At 34.1% G+C, this 22,080-nt stretch carries 21 protein-coding genes; 17 read left to right on the forward strand and 4 right to left on the reverse strand.

The window, feature by feature from the left end; all coding sequences use genetic code 11:
* Positions 1 to 14 precede the first annotated feature (14 nt).
* Positions 15 to 1,514, reverse strand: coding sequence for a patatin-like phospholipase family protein (locus tag ACFO3N_RS24590; protein ID WP_379801467.1), 1,500 nt, complete (start codon positions 1,512 to 1,514; stop codon positions 15 to 17).
* A gap of 288 nt (positions 1,515 to 1,802) precedes the next feature.
* On the opposite strand from ACFO3N_RS24590, the gene ACFO3N_RS24595 reads away from it, so the two are divergent.
* Positions 1,803 to 2,705, forward strand: a complete 903-nt coding sequence (locus tag ACFO3N_RS24595; RefSeq protein WP_379801468.1) for a PhzF family phenazine biosynthesis protein — start codon at positions 1,803 to 1,805, stop codon at positions 2,703 to 2,705.
* Positions 2,706 to 2,718: 13 nt separating this feature from the next.
* On the forward strand, positions 2,719 to 3,309 hold the full coding sequence (locus tag ACFO3N_RS24600) for a hypothetical protein (protein ID WP_379801469.1): 591 nt from the start codon (positions 2,719 to 2,721) through the stop codon (positions 3,307 to 3,309).
* A gap of 63 nt (positions 3,310 to 3,372) precedes the next feature.
* On the opposite strand, the gene ACFO3N_RS24605 is transcribed toward ACFO3N_RS24600, so the two are convergent.
* Together ACFO3N_RS24605 and ACFO3N_RS24610 are read right to left on the reverse strand one after the other, a co-directional pair.
* The gene (locus ACFO3N_RS24605; RefSeq protein ID WP_012022943.1) at positions 3,373 to 3,600 is read right to left on the reverse strand and encodes a CDGSH iron-sulfur domain-containing protein; all 228 of its coding nucleotides are present in this window, start codon (positions 3,598 to 3,600) and stop codon (positions 3,373 to 3,375) included.
* Positions 3,601 to 3,907: 307 nt separating this feature from the next.
* On the reverse strand, positions 3,908 to 5,407 hold the full coding sequence (locus ACFO3N_RS24610) for a family 43 glycosylhydrolase (protein ID WP_379801470.1): 1,500 nt from the start codon (positions 5,405 to 5,407) through the stop codon (positions 3,908 to 3,910).
* Between the two features lie 466 nt (positions 5,408 to 5,873).
* On the opposite strand from ACFO3N_RS24610, the gene metG reads away from it, so the two are divergent.
* From metG to ACFO3N_RS24665, 11 genes are all read left to right on the forward strand, one after another.
* The gene (gene metG, locus ACFO3N_RS24615) at positions 5,874 to 8,009 is read left to right on the forward strand and encodes a methionine--tRNA ligase (protein ID WP_379801471.1); all 2,136 of its coding nucleotides are present in this window, start codon (positions 5,874 to 5,876) and stop codon (positions 8,007 to 8,009) included.
* 333 nt (positions 8,010 to 8,342) lie between these two features.
* Positions 8,343 to 8,525, forward strand: coding sequence for a hypothetical protein (locus ACFO3N_RS24620; RefSeq protein ID WP_379801472.1), 183 nt, complete (start codon positions 8,343 to 8,345; stop codon positions 8,523 to 8,525).
* A 183-nt stretch (positions 8,526 to 8,708) separates the two neighbouring features.
* Entirely contained in the window at positions 8,709 to 8,984 is a 276-nt protein-coding gene (locus ACFO3N_RS24625) for a hypothetical protein (RefSeq protein ID WP_379801473.1), read from the forward strand.
* Positions 8,985 to 9,099: 115 nt separating this feature from the next.
* A complete protein-coding gene (locus ACFO3N_RS24630) occupies positions 9,100 to 9,987 on the forward strand; it encodes a DMT family transporter (protein ID WP_379801474.1) in 888 nt (295 codons plus the stop codon).
* A 119-nt stretch (positions 9,988 to 10,106) separates the two neighbouring features.
* Complete coding sequence (locus tag ACFO3N_RS24635; RefSeq protein WP_379801475.1) at positions 10,107 to 10,814, forward strand: HAD family hydrolase; 708 nt, start codon at positions 10,107 to 10,109, stop codon at positions 10,812 to 10,814.
* The gene (locus ACFO3N_RS24640) at positions 10,814 to 11,443 is read left to right on the forward strand and encodes a CatA-like O-acetyltransferase (protein WP_379801476.1); all 630 of its coding nucleotides are present in this window, start codon (positions 10,814 to 10,816) and stop codon (positions 11,441 to 11,443) included. Before ACFO3N_RS24635 ends, ACFO3N_RS24640 begins: the two co-directional genes overlap by 1 nt.
* Before the next feature lie 33 nt (positions 11,444 to 11,476).
* On the forward strand, positions 11,477 to 12,871 hold the full coding sequence (locus tag ACFO3N_RS24645) for a hypothetical protein (RefSeq protein ID WP_379801477.1): 1,395 nt from the start codon (positions 11,477 to 11,479) through the stop codon (positions 12,869 to 12,871).
* 157 nt (positions 12,872 to 13,028) lie between these two features.
* Positions 13,029 to 14,165 (forward strand): OmpA family protein, encoded by a 1,137-nt coding sequence (locus tag ACFO3N_RS24650; protein WP_379801478.1) that lies wholly within the window; start codon positions 13,029 to 13,031, stop codon positions 14,163 to 14,165.
* Between the two features lie 184 nt (positions 14,166 to 14,349).
* Positions 14,350 to 14,868: a ferritin gene (locus ACFO3N_RS24655; protein ID WP_095930276.1), complete on the forward strand. Its 519-nt coding sequence runs from the start codon at positions 14,350 to 14,352 to the stop codon at positions 14,866 to 14,868.
* A gap of 82 nt (positions 14,869 to 14,950) precedes the next feature.
* Complete coding sequence (locus tag ACFO3N_RS24660) at positions 14,951 to 15,136, forward strand: hypothetical protein (protein WP_029271150.1); 186 nt, start codon at positions 14,951 to 14,953, stop codon at positions 15,134 to 15,136.
* Between the two features lie 83 nt (positions 15,137 to 15,219).
* Positions 15,220 to 15,912: a DUF2461 domain-containing protein gene (locus tag ACFO3N_RS24665; RefSeq protein ID WP_379801479.1), complete on the forward strand. Its 693-nt coding sequence runs from the start codon at positions 15,220 to 15,222 to the stop codon at positions 15,910 to 15,912.
* A 320-nt stretch (positions 15,913 to 16,232) separates the two neighbouring features.
* Here ACFO3N_RS24665 and ACFO3N_RS24670 read toward each other — a convergent pair whose 3' ends face one another.
* Entirely contained in the window at positions 16,233 to 16,565 is a 333-nt protein-coding gene (locus ACFO3N_RS24670; protein ID WP_248728707.1) for a single-stranded DNA-binding protein, read from the reverse strand.
* A 178-nt stretch (positions 16,566 to 16,743) separates the two neighbouring features.
* Here ACFO3N_RS24670 and ACFO3N_RS24675 point away from each other — a divergent pair, with 178 nt between their 5' ends.
* Genes ACFO3N_RS24675 through ACFO3N_RS24690 form a run of 4 tightly spaced genes read left to right on the forward strand, consistent with a single transcriptional unit; the run spans position 16,744 to position 21,925 of the window.
* Positions 16,744 to 18,273 carry a bifunctional GNAT family N-acetyltransferase/carbon-nitrogen hydrolase family protein gene (locus tag ACFO3N_RS24675; RefSeq protein ID WP_320493502.1) on the forward strand — a complete coding sequence of 510 codons (1,530 nt, stop codon included), beginning with the start codon at positions 16,744 to 16,746 and terminating at the stop codon, positions 18,271 to 18,273.
* Positions 18,270 to 18,617: a hypothetical protein gene (locus ACFO3N_RS24680; RefSeq protein ID WP_057115356.1), complete on the forward strand. Its 348-nt coding sequence runs from the start codon at positions 18,270 to 18,272 to the stop codon at positions 18,615 to 18,617. Before ACFO3N_RS24675 ends, ACFO3N_RS24680 begins: the two co-directional genes overlap by 4 nt.
* 15 nt (positions 18,618 to 18,632) lie before the next feature.
* Positions 18,633 to 21,026, forward strand: a complete 2,394-nt coding sequence (locus tag ACFO3N_RS24685) for a M28 family peptidase (RefSeq protein ID WP_379801480.1) — start codon at positions 18,633 to 18,635, stop codon at positions 21,024 to 21,026.
* Between the two features lie 29 nt (positions 21,027 to 21,055).
* Complete coding sequence (locus tag ACFO3N_RS24690) at positions 21,056 to 21,925, forward strand: tetratricopeptide repeat protein (protein ID WP_379801481.1); 870 nt, start codon at positions 21,056 to 21,058, stop codon at positions 21,923 to 21,925.
* Positions 21,926 to 22,080 lie beyond the last annotated feature (155 nt).

Below are 22,080 nucleotides of genomic sequence, written 5' to 3' on the forward strand. Positions count from 1 at the left end.
GCTTCAAATTCAGACTAAATTCCCTTATTCTCTACCAGTAAATCTTTCAATTCATTGGTTTTTAAATAAGCTGCAAAACGTCCAGATAGCAATAACATTTCTTTTTCTTTTGGAGTTGTTTTTAGTTTGGTTTCAACATGCGAAGCATATTCATAAAGCATTAAAAGTTTACCTGCATCAAAATCTTTAAATTTTTCCTTTTCCAAGCTAGAAAGAATAGGTTCGCCGTATTTATCTTTCTTAAAACTATCTAAACCAAATTTTGCAATCAATTCTGCTTTAAAACTATCATGAAGTTTCAGCCAATTTCCGGCGTCATCGTCGGTTTCTTTCAATTGTGCAACTAAATCTTCGTAAGCTTGATCTTTTTTTAAGGTTAGTAAATAATCACGTAAAGTCGTAAAACCAATAACTTGATAATTTGAAGTTGGAATTTTATATTTTTCCAGCACATTTTCGACATCTTTCTCAAAAGTCATGTATCTGGTTTGAACCGTATATAAAGAAGCTGTTTCCAACAAAGAAAGCAATCCTATTTTACCATCGTTTATAAAAGGCGCTTTCTTTCCTTGCCCTAAACAATCGATAAAAAGTGCTTTTTTGTTTTTATCTTTTACTTTAGAATCATTATGAAGCAGTTCTATCAAAGTTTCGTAACCCATATTATCTGAAGCGCCGCCATCAATCACACATAAAATTTTATCTTGATTTTTGATTCCGAATTTCGTTTTAGGAAGAACTCCTGGAAAAGCCGAACTAGCCGTAATCGCATAAGTCAGCGGAAAATCGTATCCATTATTAATATGATTTTCGTCAAGCGAAAGCGAAGCTTTATTTGGAGCCAAAGACAAATTGATTTTTAAGGCTCGAATAATATGTGGCATAAACGGAAACCGTTCTCCATTGTTGTAAGCCGTTCCGTTAGCCACCATAATAGGCAACTGCGGATTGAGTTTGCTGTCTTTCGGAATAAAGAAATCCGACAAAAGCATTTGAGTCTTGAACTTATTCTGATTTTCTGGATTGGCACTATCGTATTGCAAAACCTCCAGATCAAGACGCTGCGCCATCGAGACTTTTTCTCCTTTTTCGTTTCTGCCATTATTTAAAAGAGAAAAAATACTAGCCGATTTATTGACATCCGATTTGAAAGCATCGGCTTTTGAAAAATAAAATTCGTTGAAGGAGCAATTATCATATTGCAATCTATTTTTCAGAATTGTCAAGTAATATCCCGCCGAATAACATCCGCCAGAAACAGTTGAGAAATAATCGATTTCATTTAGAAAATTACGACTCGAATTGTCTTCTTGAATTTCTTCGAGACCCAAAAGAATACCCATGCTAAAAAACTGTGCTCTCGATCCGCCGCCAGAAATAGCAACTCCCAAAGCAATATTTGGATTTTGGATTCGGTTGTCGCGATCTTGAACCGATTTGTATTCGTTTAAATTGACTGCAGGAATAGAATTATAGTTAATCTCAGAAAAAAGATTAATCTTATTTTGAGCCATCCCTTCATTTATTAGAAAAAGAAAAAAGAATCCTATCGAAAGCTTTTTAAACATTATAAAACGACAACATTGTTTTGAAGGTTTAAAATTAACTGAATTAATTCAAAATGAAATCTTTGCCTAGTATTTTTTAACTTTTCTGTCTTTATTTTTTTGCTTTCAAAAGCCAACTTTTAACCAAAAAATAATGCTAAAATAACCATGAAAAACAAAACGTGTCTATGAAATACGAGAATAAACCGTAATTTTATTCCATTAAGAATCGTTTTAGATTCAAAATAGGAAAGTATGAGCGGAAGAAAAGCATTAGAATATTACGTTTTAGACGTATTCTCAAACGAAAGCTACAAGGGAAATCCACTTTCGGTTGTTTTTACAGATGGAAATTTAAAATTAGAAACTTATCAAGATATTTCTAGAGAATTTCGCTATTCTGAAACCTCATTTGTCTATTATTCTACAAGAGAAAAAGCACTTGTAGTTCGTTCGTTTACACCAACCGGAATTGAAATCGACGGCGCAGGTCACAATTTATTGGGCGCAGTCTGCGGAGCTCTTCTAAAAGGAATACCCATTTTTGAGGAGCAAAATGAAAGTGAACCGTTTGTAATTATGAACCATTCGGTAATTCCAGTATCAGTAAGTTTTGATTTGGATAATTTTTCACCAGTTGTTCAAATGCATCAAAAATCGGCAGTTATAAAAAGCGAAATTCCAACTTATAGAATTGCGGTGGCACTGGGCTTAAAGATTGAAGATTTGGATGTAAATTCTTTTGTTCCAACAATAGTTAAAACAGAAGTTGCGCATACAATGGTTCCTATAAAAAACAGCCAGATATTGAACAGTTTTGTTCCAGACAACCAGCTTTTAATTCAGATCTCAAAAGAATATAATTTTGAAGGTTTTTATTGTTTCGCTCCTGCAGAGGAAGGTCAGGAACATATAGTCGAAACAAGGTTTTTTAATCCGATAATCGGAATAAATGAAGACCCAGCAACAGGAACAGCTGCTGGCCCTTTAATTGGTTTTTTAACGCAAAAAAAATTTACTAAACCAGATAAAGAGTATAAAATTCTTCAAGGGGTTAAATTAAAGCAGCCCTCAATGATTGAAGTCATGAATCGTGACGAAGATATTTTGGTGGGCGGTTCTTCGATTATTACTATGAAAGGGGAATTATATGTTTAATAAACAAACAGTAATGAAAAAAACTGCATTCTTACTCTTTCTAATTCTGTTAGGTTGTAATAACTCTAACTATGAGTCATTAAGCCCAGAAAAAGTAGATACAGAAAGCCTTCTAAAAAAAATTAATCCAAATAAAGCTTATGATTATTGGGAAGTAAACTTTTGCTTATCTATTACACCTAAAACTATTTTTCATAAAGGAGATAAAAAATTAAAAAATCGATATAATTACACCCCAGTTTATGGTGGTTTTTTTCAAGGCTGCCAACCAGTTTCTTGTTCCTATACTGTGGCTTATTTAGAAAATGCCAAATGGAATTATGTTTATAATGAAAGAGAATTGGCTTCTTTTATAAATAAAATTGATAATCCAGAAGAAGCTTTTCTAATTGCTAAAATCCATGATTTTAATATTGATCCATATAACCCAAAAGGAAATGGTTACCTCAAAACAAAAAATGGTTATGATTTAAAAGTCATGAAATATATCAACTGTCCCGAATCTAAAGAATCATTTATCGTTTCTGTTGATTCAATGGGACAATTAAAGAGAATAGAAAGTCAAGGTTTTTATTTAAAAACTAAAAACTGCATCGTTTATTAAATCAAACAAAAAAACCGCATCTGGCAGAATGCGGTTTAACTATTTAAAACTAGATAATTCTTCTTAGTTCGTTTTCATTGGTGGCAAATCAAACGCAACAGAATCGTGTTCGAAATTGTTTCTGTGTCCTCCATCGCAGAATGGTTTGTTTGCAGATAATCCGCAACGGCAAAGACCTAGTGCAGATCTTCCTTGTAAACCGTAAAGTGCTCCTTCTGGATCCATGATTTCAAAATCACCTTCGATTTTGATTGATCCGTTTTTATTGATGATTAATTTAGTCTTGCTCATAAGTTTGTTTTTTTCGAGTGCAAAGATTGCGAAATATATTCTCATTTATAAGCGGGAAACGTAGTTTAAACTGGTTCTATTTTATTGGGGGAATTTGCCACGAAGACACTAAGGCACAAAGTTTTTTTTAAAGAATCGAAGTTTCTTAACTAAGTATCTGTGCTAATCTGCCAAAATCTGCGTGAAGCAATAAAACTTAGCGCCTTAGTGTCTTAGTGGCAAAAAACTAAAACGTATTGTTGCACGCAGATTTTAATAGATTCTTAATAAAAATCTTAGCGTCTTTGTGCCTTAGCGGCAAAAAAACCTACAGCGTCTTGTAAACAAAATTCTTAAACTTCACACTTCCTTTTCCAATAGAACAAAGACCGATTCTTAATCCCAAAAATCCGCTTAATACATTATGATTGTATCCTGAAACCTCAACTGAATTCTCGATTTTCTTCCAGTCTTTTCCGTCCAAACTGTAAAACATATCGACTGTATTTTTGATATTCTTTAAACGAAGAAAGACTTTTCTGTTGTGTGTATTTTTTTCTGTTGGAAACTGCCAACCTCTCAAGTTTGCCAAAATATTGTTCTGATCGGCTAATATTCCAGAGTAATATTTATTATCGTAAAAAAGCGTTAATCCGCCTGTTGCATTGCCTTCAATTTCCATTTCAACTTCAGCCGTATACGAATGTCCACCTGGAACCACTACTAGAGGAGAACTGTTTCCTACTCCGTCGCCTTTTCCTTCAATAGTCAAAGTATTATTGGCAACTTTAAATCTTGAAGCTTCTACTCCACTATAAAATTTCCATTGTGGTTTAAGAGCCGAACCTCCAAAATTGTCACTCAGAGAAAATTCAGGAAGCGTTTTTCCTTCTGGTTTTGCAATTGGTTTATCGGTCTGAATGTTATCTGGAATTTTATACCAGCCGTCTTTTGTCCATTCAACAGGTTGCAATAAAGTCTGACGCCCTAAGTTGTAATAATCCTTTTCGTAACCATGAAAAATCATCCACCATTTTCCGTTTGCATCTTCAAAAACGGTGCTGTGTCCTTTTGACCACCAAGTTTCAGAACTGCTATTGGTTCTCACAATCGGATTATGAGGCGAGTTTTCCCAAGGTCCAAGTGGCGATTTTGATCTTGCCGAAATAACCATATGACTTGTCGCTGGGCCAGCTGTTCCGCCCTCGGCAACCGTTAAATAATAATATTCTCCACGCTTGAATAATTTTGGCCCTTCCATACAAAAACATTCAATACTCCATTCGCGCGGAATTTTCCATCCGTCGTAAACATGTTTTAACTCGCTTGTTACCGAAAGTCCGTCTTTGGATAAAGCCACATAACCTCCGTTACTGAAATATAAATATCTATTCCCTTTATCATCTGTTACGTGTCCCGGATCAATATTTCCGATTTTCAAATCGACAGGTTCGCTCCAAGGTCCATTTATAGAATCGGCTGAAACTACGAAGTTGGTATTATTCGCAGGAAAATAGATATAATATTTATTGTTGTACTTGATTAAGTCTGGTGCCCAAACTGCGCCAACATATTTGTGAAGCGCATTTGTAACCGGTTCCCAATTCATTAAATCGGTAGAATGCCAAATTAAAAGTCCTGGATAATAATCGAATGAAGAATGAACGACATAATAATCTTTTCCGTCGCGCAACAAACTCGGATCGGGATAATCACCCGCAAAAATTGGATTAGAATATTGGTTTTGTTTTAGATTTTTTTCTGGTTGTGATTGAGAATAGCCGTAAAAGGAAAACAGCACTAAAAAGGTTAGATATATTTTATTCATGTTTTGATATTTTTTTCAAATATAGTCAAAAAGACTATAAGATAGAATTAGCCACAGATTGAAAGGATTAAAAAGATTTTCTCTCAGCATTCTGTCAGACTGAGCGAAGTCGAAGTCCTTGTAAAGTACTTTATTTATTGGAGTCAAATAATCTAGCAAAGTCGCAAGGTCGCAAAGTTTTTTACTCTAGTTTGTCATTTCGAGGAACGAGAAATCTCCACAAGAAGCTCGACAAAGATTGGTTCTTCTAGGAACGGAGTTACTCGCGGAGATTTCTCGTTCCTCGAAATGACAAACTGCATGGTTAATACTTAACTTAAAAAGAAAAACTTTGCGCCTCTGCGACTTTGCGAGAACTAAATTCAAAAAAATCTTAGCGAATCTCTGTGCTTTTTCTTTGCGAATCTCCGTGTAATATTAAAATCTCAAATCTATTGCTTATTTTTGCACTCAATAAAATTGAATTATGATACAAGATCCAAAGAGATATACGATCACAGCAGCATTACCTTATACTAATGGACCAATCCACATTGGTCACTTGGCGGGAGTTTATGTGCCTGCAGATATATATTCGAGATATTTAAGATTGCAAGGAAAAGATGTAGCATTTATTTGCGGAAGCGATGAACATGGAGTTGCAATCTCTATGAAAGCCAAAAAAGAAGGAATTACACCACAGCAGGTTATTGATAAATATGATGGAATCATCCGTAAATCATTTGAAGATTTCGGCATTTCATTCAACAATTATTCAAGAACTTCGGCAAAAATTCATCACGATACAGCTTCGGAATTCTTTAGAACATTGTATGATAAAGGCGATTTTATTGAAGAAGTTACAGAACAATTGTACGATGCAAAAGCAAATCAGTTTTTAGCAGATCGTTTTGTTGTGGGAACTTGTCCAAAATGTGGTAATGATGGAGCTTACGGAGATCAGTGCGAAAATTGCGGATCTACTTTAAACGCTACGGATTTAATTAATCCAAAATCGACTATTACTGGAGAAACTCCTATTCTTAAAGAAACAAAACACTGGTTTTTACCTTTAGACAGATATTCTGATTTCTTAACAGAATGGATTTTAGTCGGACATAAAAACGATTGGAAAACGAATGTTTACGGACAAGTAAAATCTTGGATCGACGCAGGATTAGAACCTCGTGCAGTAACGCGTGACTTAGACTGGGGAATTGATGTTCCTGTTGAAGGTGCCGAAGGCAAAAAACTATATGTTTGGTTTGACGCGCCAATTGGTTACATTTCTTCTACAAAAGAATGGGCAGCGCGCGAAGGAAAAGATTGGGAACCGTATTGGAAAGATGAAGAAACGAAATTGGTTCACTTTATCGGAAAAGACAATATTGTTTTTCACTGTATCATTTTCCCAGCGATGTTAAAAGCTGAAGGAAGCTATATTTTACCAGACAACGTTCCAGCAAATGAGTTCTTGAATTTGGAAGGAAACAAACTTTCGACTTCTAAAAACTGGGCTGTTTGGTTGCACGAATACTTAGAAGAGTTTCCAGATAAGCAAGATGTTTTACGTTACGCTTTAACATCAAACGCTCCTGAAACAAAAGATAACGACTTTACTTGGAAAGATTTCCAAGCTAGAAATAACAATGAATTAGTTGCCGTTTTCGGAAACTTCGTGAATCGTGTTGTAGTTTTAACTAATAAATATTACGATGGTTTTATTCCAACTCCAAACGAATTCTCAGAAGTTGACGAACAAACTTTAAACGAATTAAAAGCGTATCCAGCTGTAATTGCAAGTTCGGTGGAACGTTACAGATTCCGTGAAGCTTTAGGCGAATTGATGAATGTGGCGCGTTTAGGAAATAAATACCTAGCAGACGAAGAGCCTTGGAAAGTAATGAAAGACAATCCAGAGCGTGTGAAAACTCAAATGTATGTGGCATTGCAAATTGCTGCTGCTTTAAGCGTTTTAGCTGAACCGTTTTTACCTTTTACGGCTGCGAAACTTTCTAAAATCTTGAATTTGGCTGACCTTAAAGAGCATTTTGCAGGTTTCAGTAAATTCTTGAAAGAGAAAGATCGCGATGCAAAAGACATTTTTATTGATAAAACTTTAGGTTGGAATGATATTTCTGAAAACTCAGATTTAATTCCGGCAGGCCATAAAATTGGCGAGGCAGAATTGCTTTTCGCTAAAATTGAAGACGAAGAAATACAAAAACAAGTAGATAAATTGGAAGCGACAAAAACCGCAAATATTGCTGAAAACAAACAAGCAGAACCACAAAAAGATTTAATTCAGTTTGATGATTTTGCGAAAATGGATATCCGTATCGGAACTATTTTAGAGGCTGAAAAAATGCCAAAAGCAAACAAACTTCTAGTTCTAAAAGTAGATACAGGAATTGATGTTCGTACGATTGTTTCAGGAATTGCTGAAAGTTTTTCCCCAGAAGAAATCATCGGAAAACGTGTTTCTGTATTAGCAAATCTTGCTCCAAGAGCTTTACGCGGTGTTGAAAGTCAAGGAATGATCTTGATGACAACAAACGCTGAAGGAAAATTGGTTTTTGTAAATCCAGATGCTGATGCACCGAATGGAGCGACAGTAAATTAAAAAAGTTTATTTCGAATAACAATAAAAGGAAAGTTATCCGCCTAAAATATCTGGCAGATAACTTTCTTTGTTATGGCTATCAACTAAACGGATTGATGACGCGGATTAAACGGATTTACTTCGTAAAAACACGGATTAAAACGGATTTTTAATGATTAAAATTTTAGACCGATTAATGAAAAATCCGTCGTAATCCGTGTCTTCGCGTTAGCGAATCAGTATCATCCGTGTACTTTTTTTTAAAAGTAGCGCAACTAATGGGTAGTTATATTCTTTATTTACAATTGCATTCGATAAATAATTATAAATTTGAATACATAATAAAGTAATATCATGGATTTGAATTTTATAGATACATCTCAAAATCTCTCTGATTTATCTGAAAAAGACCTTTATAAAATTTCTGATGATCAAGAAATAGCAATTGAAAAAAGTCGAAAAGAGATCGAAGATGGAGATTTTCATATTAGTGAAAAAGTAATTTCTGAAATGAGAAATTCATTAAAAAAGAAATAATTTTCTTACTTATTTGCTTTTTAGTTATATATGACTAAATACTGAAGACTTTCAATAAAACTTATTAAAAGTTAACAATAAGCGAACCCTTGCCATGGTGAAGGAACAGGAAACTGCCCTAAATCTATCTTCGGATATTTAGTCACACCTAAAGCGGGGGTTCGTGCGTTTAATATTTTCGAGATGACTAAAGAAAATCAAAAACCGACACATCAAGATGTAATGCCATCGATGGCAAAATTCCTTTCAGACTTATGGTTTGAAGGAGATTTTAGAGAACAGCCCCATTATTTGTCTGAAATTTTCAAGCGAATTCTTGAAACAGAATTGGGAGATGACAAAGAGCTAAGATCAAAAATGATGGAATGCATCAAAACCAGTGAAATGCTTGCCGAAACTCTTGAACCGTTTTCGGATAAACAAATTCAGAAAGCCTGCAGTAAATTTTTAGCTGCTTAAAACAACAAAAAAGCGTGAATCAATTATTAATTTTAATCGATTCGCGCTTTTTCCTTTCAAAATAGTCGCTTTCTAAGTTATCTTTGAAAAATAATACAAGAATAAAATACATCTAATGAAACTCACAAAACCAAGATTAGCCCTAATCTGCGGTATACTCTGCATATCTATTTTCCCGATATTGGTAAAATTGCGTTTAACACCAGGATTAATTTCGGCTTTTTACCGAATGTTCTTTGCTGTTGTTCTGTTACTGCCTTATGTACTTTTTAGCGGAAACTTTAAACTTCCAAAACTAAAATTCGCACTTTTGGCAATACTTTGCGGTGTTTTATTTTCGTCTGATGTTGCCGTTTGGAATATCGCTATTCAGGAATCAAGCGCGACTCAGGCTTCGCTTCTTACGAATTTATCTCCTGTTTGGGTTGGAATTGGTTCTTTCTTTTTTCTGAAAGCAAAACCTGCAACAAATTTCTGGATTGGAACATTGGTCGCTTTATTCGGAATGGTCACTTTGGTCGGTTTTGAGTTTTTTATCGATTTAAACTTCGATAAAGCATTTCTATTTGCCGTTTTATCTGGCATTCTATATTCCATTTATCTTTTGGTTAGCAAAAATGTCCTTTCAGAGGTCGATGTTCTTTCGTTTATGACGATTAGTTTAATAGCTTCAAGTATTTATTTGGGAATTTTATGTTATTCATTAAACGAACCTTTTACAGGATTTACAGATATGGGCTGGTTTGTTTTGGTGCTTAAAGCTGTAATTTGCCAATTGTGTGCTTGGCTTTCGATTAGTTATGCCACGCAACACATGCGCGCGACAAGAGTTTCGTTAAGTTTATTGAGTCAAGCTGTAATTACCTCAATTTTAGCTTGGTTGTTTTTGGAAGAACAAATAACTTTACAAATGGTTTTGGGCGGAATCATTCTGCTTTTCGGAATCCGAATTACGTTTTACGATAAAACGATTTCTTTGAAAGGGCTTTTTTCTAAAAATTGATATTATAGTTTCACGCAGATTCGGCAGATTGAGCAGATTTTAAAAATCATTTTAACCTCAATGATCTGTGGCGAAAAACCTGAAACCTGAAACAAACAGAACTTGAAACAAAAAACTCTATGTTACATAAAACTAAAATACCAAACTTAAAAGTAATCGCTTTTGATGCCGATGATACTTTGTTTGTAAACGAACCTTATTTCGAGGAAACCGAACATAAATTTTGCGCTTTAATGGAAGATTATCTTTCACATCAAGGCATTTCGCAGGAATTATTCAAAATAGAAATTGCCAATCTGCCTTTGTACGGATATGGAATTAAAGGATACATTCTTTCGATGATTGAAGCTGCGATGAATATTTCGAACAATACCATTCCCGTTGAAGTCATTGAAAAAATCATTCAATACGGAAAAGAATTACTGGAAAAACCAATCGAATTGCTGGACGGAATTGAAGAAACTCTTGAAACTTTAAAAGGAAAATACAAATTGGTCGTTGCTACAAAAGGCGATCTAAAAGATCAGCACAGCAAATTGCATCGTTCTGGTTTGGGGCATTATTTTCATCATATCGAAGTAATGTCAGACAAACAAGAAATTGATTATCAGAAACTTTTAGGCCGTTTAGATATTGAACCACACGAATTTTTGATGATTGGTAATTCATTAAAATCAGATGTTCTTCCTGTTTTAGGAATTGGCGGTTATGCTGTTCATATTCCGTTTCACACTACTTGGGAACACGAAAAAATTAATCATACTATAGAACACGAGCATTTTAGTTCATTTGAAACTATTGCAGAAGTGGTTCCGAATTTATTATAATGAAAACACTTTTAGATCTAGAAAATTGGAATAGAAAAGAGCATTTTGCCCATTTTAAACAAATGGAAGAACCCTTTTTTGGAGTCACTGTAGAAATTGACTGCACCAAAGCGTATCAAACCGCAAAAAGTATAAACGCTTCTTTCTTTATTTTCTATTTGCATAAAACTTTGGCTGCAGTAAACGCCATTGAGAATTTTAGATATCGAATTTCAGAAGACAAAATATACATAAACGACCAAATTGATGCATCGGCAACAATTGGTCGCGAAGATGGTACTTTCGGATTTTCTTTAATTGAATATCACCCAGATTTTAAAACATTCGAACAAATTGCATTAACTGAAATCGAACGCATTCAAAACACCACTGGACTTTTCACAAGATCTTTTGATGATGACAACTTGATTCATTTTTCGGCAATTCCGTGGTTGAATTTTAGTTCCATAACCCATGCACGCAGTTTTACGTATCCAGACAGCTGTCCAAAAATTTCTTTTGGCAAAATGATGGTTTCCGAAACTGGAAAAAGAACCATGTCAATGGCCGTTTATGTGCATCATGGTTTAATGGACGGAATGCACGTTGGTCAGTTTGTAGATCTTTTTCAAGAGCTTATGAATCAGTAAAATAATCGGAATGATTTTTGCGCCCAAAAACATATGAAACGAATTTTCCTTTTTTTGTTTTTAATCTCTAGTTCTGTTTTGTTAAGTCAAACAGTGCTGACTTCTTATGCAATAGATTTAAAAAACAAAATCCGAGAATCTGATATCATGACTGGCGAGAATACTGTTACTCATGATGTCTTCCTTTTTGCTGCCAGTGCAGATAGCCTTTCGATATTAAAATACAATAGTGCTTTATTTCTTAGAGATAAATTTGTTACAAATCGTCAGTATACTCAAAACAGATCTTTAATGGGTTACAGTTTTAGCGAAGATGGAAATCCTACTTTATATTGGTTTTCGAAAGAAGACAAATCAATTATTTTAATTAAATATTATCTGGAAAACAAAACCTCTAGAGCATTAAAATTTCAGATTCCGCTTGAAGAGAATTCGCTAATAACAAATTATCAGAGAGACAACAACTTCTATTTGTTGATGAAAGATCGAACAAAAGAGGCTTTGATTGCTTTTATTTTTAAAAACGGAATGGCCGAACAAAAGTTTTTAGATTTTAGCGCTTTCAAATTTATAGATCAGAAAAACCAGCCTAAAACATTTCATCAAATTTTGTTTGAAAATCCAATAGAACTGATGGGATCTGGCGAATACAATCCGTTGTATAAGGTTACTGCCAAAAGTAAAATTTATACCCTTCCTAATCGCTTGATTCTAACTTTAGATCAAAACTTTAGAAAAACGCAATTGTTTGATATTGATTTAGAAAATCTAGAAATAAAAGAAAAGACATTTTTAAAACCTGTTGGAGATAAAAATCCAAAAACGTCTAATTCTTATTATCACGAGAATAAATTATATCAAATTAATCTTAATGCCGACGAGCTTTTGCTTGACATCAAAGATTATGGATCTGGTGAATCGATAAAGTCTTTTGCGGTTTCAAAAAAAGACACCATTCGTTTTAGTAATTCCCCATTACTAATGCAAATTGAAGATCGTGAGCCCAGAAAATTAAAGAATACAGCAAAATTTTTAAAAGCTTTATCTTCTCTTGACGCCGGAGTTTCGGTTTATAAAAACGACAAAAATCTGTTTATCACACTAGGAGGAAGCGGAAGAGATTTCAATACAGTATCTATTAATGGCTTTAATTTTAGTGATCCTTTTGGAGATTTTCCATCAAACAATTATTACAATGTTGAGACCAATTATTCTGTTTTTTTTGAAAGTATATGGACCAAAAAACTAGAACCAACACAAGAAACACACGAACCTTTTGCTACAGATAAAATCTTCTACTTTTTAGATTCCCATAGAGAAGCAGTTCTTCCTAATTCTGTTAAACTAAGTAATTACACCATTTTAACTTATTATGATATTGTTGCGAAACAGCTTGTTCTTCGCAAATTTACTGACGGATTTAATTAAACCCATTCGCTGATAAAACCTATTTGCTTTTATTTTCCTTATTTTTTATCGCTTAGATTTTTGCCAATTACCCTATTTTAATACTTTTTTGGCTTTTAGGGAAAGTTTTTACTTACAATTTGTTGTTGTTTTGGACAATATTTAAAATTAAGAAACAATGAAAAAAATTGTAATGACTCTTGCATTTGCCCTGGCTTTAACAGGAGTACATGCGCAAACAGAAAACAATAGCAGCTATAATAAGTGGTCTGTAGAACTAGCTGGCGGACTAACTAAACCTCAACGCTCATTTTCAGCAGGTTACTCAACAAGTACTCCAAGTCCTTGGGTTGGTGAATTAGGGGTTCGTTATATGTTCAACAACAAATTTGGTTTAAAGGCCGATTTTGGATACAACAGTTTTACTTCAAAAAGCAACTCTATCGATTTTGATTCAAAAAACTACAGAGTAGATTTACAGGCTGTTGCTAACTTAGGCCGTATCATGAATTTTGAAACATGGACAAACACTGTTGGTTTATTAGGACATGCTGGTTTCGGTTATGGTCAGTTAAGAAGTGATAACTTTAAAGGAGCAGATGAAGTAGGTAACTTTATTGCCGGTGTAACTGGACAAATAAAATTATCAAACAGAGTTGCTTTAACGGGTGATTTCTCTACTATTTTGAATGCATCACAAGATCATACCTTTGACGGAGCTTATGTAGCTCAAAACAGAGGTTTCTCAGGATTGATTTTTAATGGTACAATTGGTTTAAATGTGTACTTAGGGAAAAATGCAAAACATGCAGACTGGACTGTAACTTCAAGTGAAGGTAACAATGTGGATATTTCTGGTTTAGAAAGCAAAGTAGCAGATCTTGAAGCACAAATCAAAAAAATACCTGCTCAAAAAGAAGTAGTTGTTGAAAAACAAATAAACACTCCTCAGGCAACTGATAATGAATTAATCAGAAGAATGATTAATGACAAATATTACAGTGTTTACTTTGATTTCAATAAAACAACTCCAATCGAGAACTCAACAGCTGCGATTGACGTTGTGTTAAATTACTTAAGAAAAAACCCTTCTGCATCTCTAGACCTTGTTGGTTATGCTGACCAAGTTGGAAAAGCTGAGTATAATGAAAAATTATCTTACACTAGAGCTACTAACGTAAAAACAATTTTCGAAAAAGCTGGAATCGCTTCTTCTCGTTTAAATGTTGTTGCAAATGGTGCAGATACATCAATTCAAAAAGATTCTGACGAAGCTAGAAGATTAGCTAGACGAGTTACTTTTATTGTAAAATAATTTCTTTTTAATACTTGATTCGAAAGTCCTTAAGATTTTTCTTAGGGGCTTTTTTTATGCTACATAATGAAAGCCTAACTAGTAACTACTATTTTGCTGAAATTAACCTAAGAGTCTAATGTTTTGGAGCTTTAGAAAAATGCAATGGAAAATTTTGCTTAATTTTACAAAAAAGACACTTATTATGTTAGCAAAAAATATTGAATCGGCTTTAAACAAGCAAATCCGCATAGAAGCAGAATCTTCGCAAACTTATCTTTCTATGGCTTGTTGGGCTGAAGTGCAAGGATTAGAGGGAATCGCTCAATTTATGTACACACAGTCAGATGAAGAGCGCGCACATATGCTTAAACTAGTTAAGTATGTAAACGAACGCGGAGGACACGCTCAGGTAACAGATCTTAAAGCACCAAAAACAACTTATACTACTTTCAAAGAAATGTTTGAGGAGCTTTACAATCACGAACTTTTTGTTTCGCAATCTATCAACGAATTAGTGCACATTACTTTTGAAGAAAGAGATTATGCTACGCACAATTTCTTGCAATGGTACGTTTCTGAACAAATTGAAGAAGAAGCTACAGCTAAATCTATCTTAGATAAAATCAACTTAATTGGTGATGATAAAGGTGGACTTTATTTGTTTGATCGTGATATTCAGCAATTAACAGTTACGAGTTCAATCGCTATCAATCCTAAATAAAAAAGTTAAAGTTTATTTAGAACATTTAAAAATAACTTTTTTGGTTTATATTTGTCTCTGTTTTTAAAATTCAGAGGAAAAAGTGAGCAAGAAAGAAAAAGACAAGGACAAAAAAAAGGATAAAAAGAAAAAGAAAAACAAAGATATCCTTGATAAAATTAAGAAGATTGAAAACTGTAAATCTTCTTGCTGTGAGAAATATAAAAAGAGCGAAAAGAAACGCTGCTCACGCTGTCCTATGTTTGACTTATTCAAAAAAACTGCTTAATACAATATAGAAAAACCCATCAGATTTCTCTGGTGGGTTTTTTAGTTTTAAATTGCAGTCACTTTCGATTTTTAAATTCAATTATGGAAAACACTGTTACAATTCCCAAATCTAGTCTTGACTTTTTAGTTGAACTGAAAAAGAACAACAATAAACCTTGGTTTGAAGAGCATAAACCACAATATTTAATAGAGCTCAATCATATTGAAAATTTTGCAGACGCTTTACTGAAGGAACTTTCCAAAACTGATGTTTTAGAAAATGCTTCGGGCAAGAAAAGTGTTTACAGAATTTATCGAGACATTCGTTTTTCTAAAGATAAAACTCCTTTTAAACATTATTGGGGAGGAAGTTACACACGAGCAACTGCAGCCAGACGTGGCGGTTATTATTTTCATCTGGAAAAAGGAAACAGCTTTTTTGCTGGTGGTTTCTGGGGACCAAATGCTGCAGATTTAAAACGAATAAGAACTGAATTTGCTCATGATCCCGAAACCTTTCAAGAAATATTGAATTCAGATTCTTTCAAAAGCAATTTCGGCACTTTGCAAGGGGAACAGCTCAAAACAAAGCCAAAAGGTTTTGATGTTGATCATCCGGCTATTGATTTGCTTCGTTTCAAACAATTTTTGGTCATTAAGTGTTTTACCGATGAAGAAGTATTGAGTCCACAGTTTTTAGAACTGGCCTTGGATGCTTTCAAAAACATGAGATCTTTTTTTGATTATATGAGCGAAGTTCTTACAACTGATGCTAATGGTGTATCAATTTTATAAAAACAATTTCCAGTAAAATATTAAACCCGACAGGTTTTAAAACCTGTCGGGTTTAACGAATCATTTTCTGCGCATAAAAAATCATTCCGTAGGAATGTCTCATCGGTAGAATTCGATTTGAATTGCCGTGTTACGTTCCGTAGGAACGTTTGATTGATTACATGGATATATTATTTCGCAAAACAGGTGTCCCTACAGGACACTACACAAACAAAATCATTTTTTTTCTACCGACGAGATATTCCTAACGGAATATTTTAAATTTATAGCGAACCCAAGAGGTTTCAAAACCTGTCGGGTTTAACAATTTCGCAAAAGCGTTATTTACTTAGAAGTAAAATTTCATTTACTACAACCTCGGTTATATAACGTTTCTCTCCGTTTTTGTCATCATAACTTCTGTGTGTCAATTTTCCTTCAACAGCGATTTCTTTACCTTTTACGACATACTTTTCTATAAGTTCTGCAGTTTTTCCCCAAGCAGTTATGCGATGCCACTCTGTTTGTTCTACTTTCTCGCCTTTATCATTTCTATAAATCTCATTTGTTGCGATCGTAAGGTGTGCTAGTTTTCTACCGCTTTCTAATGTTTTAATTTCTGGATCGTTCCCTACATTCCCAATTAACTGTACTTTGTTTCTAATTGCACTCATGGCGTATAAATATTTTAATGTTACTATTAAATTGAATCGTTTATCAAATTCAACATGGCAAAGATGCGAAAGCCAAGACGAGACAGTCGGTTATTAACTATTTACTATCGACTGTAACTATTTGTAAGCGTTTGTAAATGGAAATTGTTTTTTGTATATTTGAGATAAATCTTACGATATGCAGGCAAAAATTAAAAAAGTAGAGTTACGAAATCTTGAAATAGAAGACTATAAACAATTAAAGAAATCGATGATCGAATCGTATCCAGAAATGGCCGATTCTTATTGGAGATCTGAGGATATAGAAAGACTTCTTTCAATATTTCCAGAAGGACAACTGGTGATTTTGGTTGACGGAAAAGTTGTTGGCTCTGCCCTATCTCTTATTGTTGACGAAAAATTAGTAGAAAAAAGACATAATTATCAGCAGATTAGTGGGGATTATACCTTTTCGACCCACAATCCGAATGCTGAAATTTTATACGGAATAGATGTTTTTATTCATCCAAATTATAGAGGCTTGCGTTTAGGACGTCGTTTGTATGATGCAAGAAAGGAACTTTGCGAACAATTGAATCTTAAGGCGATTGTTTTTGCAGGAAGAATTCCGAACTATAGAGAACATGCCAAAAAGATGTCTCCAAAAGCTTATATCGAAAAAGTACGCACCAAAGAATTGTACGACCCGGTTCTTTCGTTTCAGTTAAGCAACGATTTTCACGTTTTGAGAGTCATCAAAAATTACCTTGAAGGAGATGAAGAATCGAAAGAATTTGCGGTTCTATTGGAATGGAATAATATTTACTATGATGATAGTCCGAAACTGATTAATCTGAAGAAGAATATTATTCGTTTAGGATTAATTCAGTGGCAGATGCGTCCGCTTAATAATGTTGAAGCGCTTTTTGAACAAGCCGAATTTTTTATTGACGCCGTTTCGGGCTATGGTTCTGATTTTGCTTTATTTCCAGAATTATTTATTGCCCCTTTAATGGCCGACTACAATCATTTGTCAGAGGCAGAGGCCATTCGTGAATTGGCTCGTCACTCTGATCCCATTAGAAAAAAGTTTCAGGAATTTGCCATTTCATACAATATCAATATCATTACTGGAAGTATGCCTTATTTGGAAGGTGGAAATCTCTATAATGTTGGTTTCTTATGCAAAAGAGATGGAACATCAGAAATGTATACCAAAATTCATATCACACCAAACGAAGTTATCCATTGGGGAATGAAAGGCGGATCTCAGTTTAAAACCTTTGATACCGATTGCGGTAAAATCGGAATTTTAATCTGTTATGATGTTGAGTTTCCAGAACTTTCTAGACTTTTAGCAGATGAGGGAATGAATATTTTGTTTGTACCATTTTTAACAGATACTCAAAACGGGTACACTCGCGTAAAACATTGTTCGCAGGCACGCGCCATCGAAAATGAGTGTTATGTAGCCATAGCAGGTTGCGTTGGAAATCTTCCGAAAGTAAATAATATGGATATTCAATATGCGCAGTCTTCTGTATTTACACCATCCGATTTTGCTTTTCCAAGTAACGGAATCAAAGCAGAAGCGACGCCAAACACCGAAATGACCCTAATTGTTGATGTTGATTTAAACTTACTGAAAGAACTTCATGAACATGGAAGCGTAAAAACATTAAAAGACAGAAGATCCGATCTTTATGAAATTAAAAAATTGAATTCATGAAAACATGCCTCGAATGCTCAGCCAAAATTGTTGGCAGAGAAGACAAGAAATTCTGCTCAGACAGTTGTCGAAATGCCTACAATAACAAAATAAATAAAGATAGTACGAATTTCATGCGAAATATAAACAACAAGTTACGCAAAAATTACCGTATTTTGGCAGAGTTAAATGTAGACGGAAAATCGAAAGCTTCGAGAGATAAATTACTAACAAAAGGTTTTGATTTTGAGTTCTTTACAAACATTTTACAGACCAAGACAGGAAATACATATTATTTCTTGTACGATCAAGGCTATCGTTCCTTGGACAATGATTATTTTATGCTTGTTAAAAAAGAAATATAGTTAGTATTTATTACCATGAGAAAAAACCCCACCTCAATTCTAGCCATAGTCTGCGTTTTAGCCTTACTTGGCATTATATACGCCACGATGATGCCGCAAGGAATCTCTAAAGATGACGAAGCTCTTGCTGAATTTTCGACCGAAAGAGCCTTAAATCAGGTCGAGATTATTGCACAGAAACCGCACTATGTAGGATCAACCAATCACGAACTTGTTGCCAATTATTTAAAGCTAGAATTAAACCGAATTGGCTTAGAAACGAGTGTCCAGGAAGGTTTTACTCTAAACGATAAAGGTCTTTTGGTAAAGTCAAAAAATATTTTGGCTCGAATTAAAGGAACTAACAATACCAAAGCACTTTTACTTCTTTCTCATTATGATAGTGCGCCGCACTCATTCTCAAAAGGCGCAAGCGACGATGCTTCTGGAGTCGCTACCATTTTAGAAGGTGTTCGTGCCTTTTTGTACTCAAAACATCCTCAAAAAAACGATATTATCATATTATTCTCAGATGCTGAGGAATTAGGATTAAATGGCGCTGCTTTATTCGTAAACAAACATCCTTGGGCAAAAGACGTTGGTTTGGTTTTAAACTTTGAAGCAAGAGGAACTTCTGGACCAAGCTACATGTTGATGGAAACCAATAAAGGAAACCAAGCTCTGATTAAGGAATTTACCAAAGCAAAACCTTCTCATCCCGTTTCAAATTCGTTAATGTATAGTATTTACAAAATGCTTCCTAACGATACCGATTTAACCGTTTTTAGAGAACAAGGAAATATTCAAGGTTTTAATTTTGCATTTATAGATGGGCATTTTAACTATCATACGCAACAAGATGATGTTCAGCATCTAAACAAAAACACATTGGCGCATCAAGGCACTTACATCATGCCTTTGATAAAATACTTCTCTAATATTGATTTAAACCAAACCGAGTCTACAGAAGACGATGTTTATTTCAACGCTCCTTTTACTTTCATCAGTTATCCGTTTACTTGGGTAATGCCAATGACACTTATTGCTTTTGGCTTATTGGTTATTTTCATTTTCGTTGGAAAAGTAAAACGAATCATTACTTTCACAGAAATTTTTAAAGGTTTTGTTCCACTTCTTGGATCACTTATAATTGCAGGATTGGTAACGTTTTTAGGATGGAAACTTGTTCTTGAAATCTACCCGCAGTATTCTGATCTTCTAAACGGATTTACTTATAACGGTCATGCCTACATTGGCGCTTTTGTTACGTTAAGTATTGCAATCTGTTTTGCTTTTTACCATCATTTTTCTGAGGCAAAAACTACGATGAACCATTTTGTGGCGCCGTTACTGACTTGGATCATCATCAATGCCTTTTTAGCAAATAGCTTAACAGGTGCAGGTTTCTTAATTATTCCGGTTTATTTCGGAATATTATTATTCGGAATCTTTGTTTTTACACAACATTACAGTTTAGGAATGAATTTACTATTTTCTATTCCTGCCCTAGCAATTGTTGCGCCTTTCATAGTAATGTTTCCAGTTGGCTTAGGCCTTAAAATATTGTACGGAAGTGCTGTTCTAACCGTTCTCTTGTTCGGATTGTTACTTCCAATATTTGGAGCATTTGCAAAAAAAGGAGCTTGGATCGTTGTTTTCTTCCTTTCTTCTATCGCATTCTTCATTTACGCAGGATACAATTCTGGTTACGAATATGGCAAAGCAAAATCGAATAGTTTATTATATGTTTACAATGCAGACAAAAATTCGGCTGTTTGGACCACATACGATACTAATTTGGACGAATGGACTAAATCTTACCTAGGCGAAAACAATCAAAAAGCAGTTGGATTAAATACCCTTCCTCTCGCAAGCAAATACAACACAACGTTTACCTATAGCGCTATTGCTCCTGTTGTTGAAGTTCCGAAACCAACAATTCAGTTTTTAAGAGACAGTGTCATTGGAAATAATAGATATTTAAAAATCAAAATTACTCCAAACAGAAAAGTAAACCGTTATGACATTTATGCTAATCCGAAAATGACGTTCTTTAACTTTAAAGCAAATGGAGTGGCAACTTCTGGCGAAAAAGGAAATCGTCTGCAAAGAGAAGATAGCAAAATTTTATGCTATTATGTTGTAGGGAATGAACCGCTTGAAATGGAATTCTACATCAATAAATCGTCTATTTTTGATATGGATTTAATCGAAAGTTCATTCGATTTAATGAGCAATCCGCTATTGAATGTTAAACCAAGAAATGATTGGATGATGCCAACACCATTTGTTTTAAATGATGCCATTTTAATACAGCAGAAAATCAAAAGATATGTACCGTCAGTAAAACCTCTTGAGCCTGTTATTCCAGTAGATAGTTTGGCGGTAAGTAAAGATACTTTGAAACCGGCAGTTGTTAAACCAGAATAAGAAAATCACTCTAACCTTAATCATTTAAAATGAAAAAAAACTTCTCGTTAATTTTAACTTTTAGCGGCTTTCTGGCACTGAATGCGCAAACCGTTGAAGAAAAAATTGCCACAAAAGCATGTGAGTGTTTAGAAAAAAGTTCGAAAATTACCGAAGATGTTTATAGAGATTGTCTAACTAAACCAATGAGCGAACTAATCTTGACAGATAAAGATCCTAAAGTTAGAGAATCAATAAATACAGTTGAAGGCATTCAGGGTATGATTTTGAAAGTTCAAGGTGTCATTTCAAAAAAATGTCCAAATCTGGTTCCAGAATTAACGGAAAACAAAGACGATGTTTTTTATAGCAAATCAAAAAATCAAAACGCGCAGAACTCTTATGTAATTGCAAAAGATTTTATGCGCCAGAGCAACTATAAAATGGCTATTGAAAGTTTTCAGATGGCTTTAAAAGAAGATCCAAATTTTGTTCTTGCTCTTGATGATATGGCGGTTTCTTACAGACAGTTAGACGATTATGATAATGCCATTAAATATTACAAAAAATCGCTCGAAATTTATCCCGAAGGAAATTTTGCCTTGATGAATATTGGTGTTGCTTATACTTTTAAATCTGATTATCAAACTGCGATAAGTTATTATGAAAAGCTAATCCAATATCATCCAAACAATGCTGAAGGCTATTTTGGTGCTGGAAAAAACTATTTCATGCTGAAAGATGATGAAAAAGCATTGGATAATCTTTTTTTGGCCCATATCATTTATACCAATGAAAACTCAGAATATGCAAAAGATTCTGAACAGCTTATTGGTGCTCTTTACCAGAAAATGAAATCGGAAAACAAAGAAGATTTATTCAAAAAAATCGCTGAGAAAAACAACATTAAAATAGAATAAAACTTAAATAAAAAAGGCAGACTTATAATTTGCACTGCCCCCAAAAAGTTAGACGCTATTTGGGGGCATTTTTATGGAAAGAAAAGTCAAGCACAGCTATGAATTCAAACTTGAGTGTGTAGAATTAGTAGTTGTTAAACATTATTCATTTGCAT

It is taken from the genome of Flavobacterium chungangensis, from assembly GCF_042654045.1.
GTDB lineage: Bacteria > Bacteroidota > Bacteroidia > Flavobacteriales > Flavobacteriaceae > Flavobacterium > Flavobacterium chungangensis.